Origin of the sequence: Streptomyces carpinensis (genome assembly GCF_002154505.1) — a bacterium.
In the GTDB taxonomy this organism is placed as follows: domain Bacteria; phylum Actinomycetota; class Actinomycetes; order Streptomycetales; family Streptomycetaceae; genus Streptomyces; species Streptomyces carpinensis.
Genome location: NZ_MUBM01000798.1, coordinates 1 through 2,591 on the forward strand (window position 1 = coordinate 1; position 2,591 = coordinate 2,591).

The following is a 2,591-nucleotide window of genomic DNA, read 5'->3' on the forward strand; positions in this document are numbered from 1 at the left end:
GGCCGGGGTATGGGCGGGTTCGCGGATGATGCGGATCCGCCGCTTGCGTACGGGCCGTTGGCCGCGCTTCTTCCGGTTCCGGCCGGTGGTCTTGGTGCCGCCACTGGCGTGCTGAGGGACGCTCAGGGTGTCCTCGTCATGGCTGGGACCGTCGGGGCGGCGCAGTTCCCAGAAGGCCAGGACGAGAGCCAGGGCGGTGCCGCTGTCGGGTGCACCCCACAGTGCGGGGTTGCTGTAACCGCTAAGGATGCCCTCGAAGAGCGTCGTGACGCTGTTCGGGCACAGCGGGCTGTGCAGCAGGTGCAGGGACTCCGCGAGGCGCAGGGGCAGGAGGGTGGGGAGCAGCCGCGTGGGGGTGATGGTTTCCACGGCGACGGCCAGGTCGTGACCGCTGCCTTCCATGTGCCAGGCGACGCCGTGGATCGGGTGGAGATCGTCGAGCTGGATAGGGGTGGGGAAGTAGGCGAGTCCGTCACGGGCGGGCGCGGCATCTTCCAAATTGCCGACGATCACACTGTCGTGGTTCACGAACGGATGCTCGGCGATCCGCGACGCCATGCTGTGCGGGGGGCGACCCACACGTCGGACGTGCGGTGCCCGTCGGCGAAGTTTCCGCACATGGCCAGGTAGAGAGCGAACGCTTCGGGGGTGTCGAGCAGTTCGGTGGCGGTCGCGGTGAAGTGCATGGCCTGGAGCAGGTCCATCCCACGGGGCAGGCCGCCGATCGGCTTGCCCCAGAAGTCAGCGAGCTGAGCACGGCAGCGTTCGGCCTGCACAGCGTGGTACGAAGCAGGACGGGCAGTAGCGGGTATCGAAGCGAGAAGGGGGGCAGGCTGCGGCATCGCTGGACGCTCCAAACAGTGAGACAGCCGAAAAGAGGGGGAGTCGGCCGAGGCGAAGACCCCCGGCCGGGATGAGGTGGCTTGACCGTGGAGCGGCACCAACCAAGCCACACAACCCCCCACCAGCACCCCGGACGAACCGACGGAAGGACGAGCGGACGGACCAGCGGCCGGACGGCCGGACGCACGTGCGGACGGACCAGCCGACGTGCAGGCGTGCAGGCGGCCGGACGGACGACCAGCGGGAAACGTCTCCGGCCCGCCCCCGAGAGTTGAGGAGCGGGCCGTCGGCCGGCGGCGCGGTGCAGGTCAGGTGGAAGCTACGCCGGGACTGCACGAGGTCGGATGCCGACTCGGGGATGCAGCCAGCGCGCCCTCGCGGCTGACCAGCCGATCCGTCAGCCGTTGGGCAGGCGGCTGTCCTGCCAGCGTTTCGACGGTCGCTGGCTGCCTGCCAGCAGGAGTCAGGGCAGGCGCACCATTCGGCGGCTGTCCTCGTCGTCACGGTCCGGACGGAAGCCGTGACGCTCGTACCAGGCGGCCAGTGCCGTATCCGGCATTCCCGTGCGGGCGCGGCGCCATACGTGGTCGGGGGCGAACGATCCACACGAGCCGGCGATCTGCGCGGAGGGGTTTTCGTCGAGCAGGGCCCGCAGCAGTCGGGTGCCGTGCCCGTGGCCTCGATGTTCGGGGTGGACGCCGATCTCCATCACCCACAGCTCGTGCCCACAGTCGATGACTTGTAGGTAGCCGATGAGCAGGCCGTTGAGGCGCAGCAGGAGCCACAGCTCGTTGTCGTCAGTCTCGCGGGTGAGACGGAGCGTGGGCGGGGTGGCAGTCACGCGAGCGGGCCTTTCGAGGCGCGGCTGCCCCCAGCACTTCGCGCGAGGCCGCGCCGGGGGCAGATGTCGGCTCGAGAGGAGATCAAGGCCGGGGCGGGACTCCCCCGGCGGGGTGTGTTGTTCGGAGTTGGGGTTGGGCGGCCGAGGGAACGGGAGTGGTCACCGCTCCCCCGGCCGGTGCTCTGGACTGTGACCGGGAGCTGGGCAAGCCCCGCAACACCCGCCCCACGGCCGGTCGTCGCCGACGCACAGGTCAAGACCAAGGGGCCCGACCGGGCAGGTACGCCTCGGCGCGCACCTCGGACCGGGGCTCGGCCGGCGCGCAGCGGTCCAGCCGCGCGCCAGGGGGTGACGGAAACAGGCGGGTATCGGTGATCAGGGTTGGTGCTCGGGGATGCGGGCGGCCCGGCCCCTGGTGCTGGGGCGCGGCCGGGCGGGGCGGGTTTCGGTCAGTCGTCTTGAGCCTTGAGAGATTCCGCGCGGGCAGTCCGGTCGGCGCAGCTGCCACACTCTCCGTCGTAGCCCTCTCCATCGGCGGTGGACTCACCGCAGTCATCATTGCGGCACAGGTCGTCCAGGACGGCGGCCGCGACGGCTTCGCCGAGCGTTGGTAGGTCGTTGCCGTCGAACTCGGCGCACGGGTTGTCCCACCTCTCGTGCTGGGGCTGGAGGCTGTTCTTCACCACGGAGAGGGTGTAGGTGCCGGTGCCGCGGGTGTTGTTCTTCAGGTAGCCGGTGACCGCGTACGCTCCGGCGGACGCGTTCCAGCCGCCGCCGAGGATGCGGGCGGCCACGCGGGCGATGTCGGAGGTGTGGAAGTCGGCGTCGGGGAGCGAGTCGTCGATGAGGGTGTCGTCGATCTTGTCGAGTTTCGCGGCAGCCGGGACTAGTGCCGCATCAGGCAACG

The 2,591-nt window shown here is 70.2% G+C and carries 4 protein-coding genes; all 4 read right to left on the reverse strand.

Features of this window, described 5'->3' with window-relative positions; all coding sequences use genetic code 11:
- On the reverse strand, positions 1–528 hold a 528-nt coding region (locus tag BZY54_RS51485), incomplete at its 3' end, for a hypothetical protein (RefSeq protein ID WP_158104043.1).
- The gene (locus BZY54_RS48850; RefSeq protein WP_086731604.1) at positions 525–776 is read right to left on the reverse strand and encodes a hypothetical protein; all 252 of its coding nucleotides are present in this window, start codon (positions 774–776) and stop codon (positions 525–527) included. The genes BZY54_RS51485 and BZY54_RS48850, both read right to left, overlap by 4 nt.
- A gap of 530 nt (positions 777–1,306) precedes the next feature.
- Positions 1,307–1,684 carry a GNAT family N-acetyltransferase gene (locus BZY54_RS48855; RefSeq protein ID WP_086731605.1) on the reverse strand — a complete coding sequence of 126 codons (378 nt, stop codon included), beginning with the start codon at positions 1,682–1,684 and terminating at the stop codon, positions 1,307–1,309.
- Positions 1,685–2,133: 449 nt separating this feature from the next.
- A partial coding sequence (locus BZY54_RS48860) for a hypothetical protein (RefSeq protein ID WP_086731606.1) occupies positions 2,134–2,591 on the reverse strand: 458 nt, incomplete at its 5' end.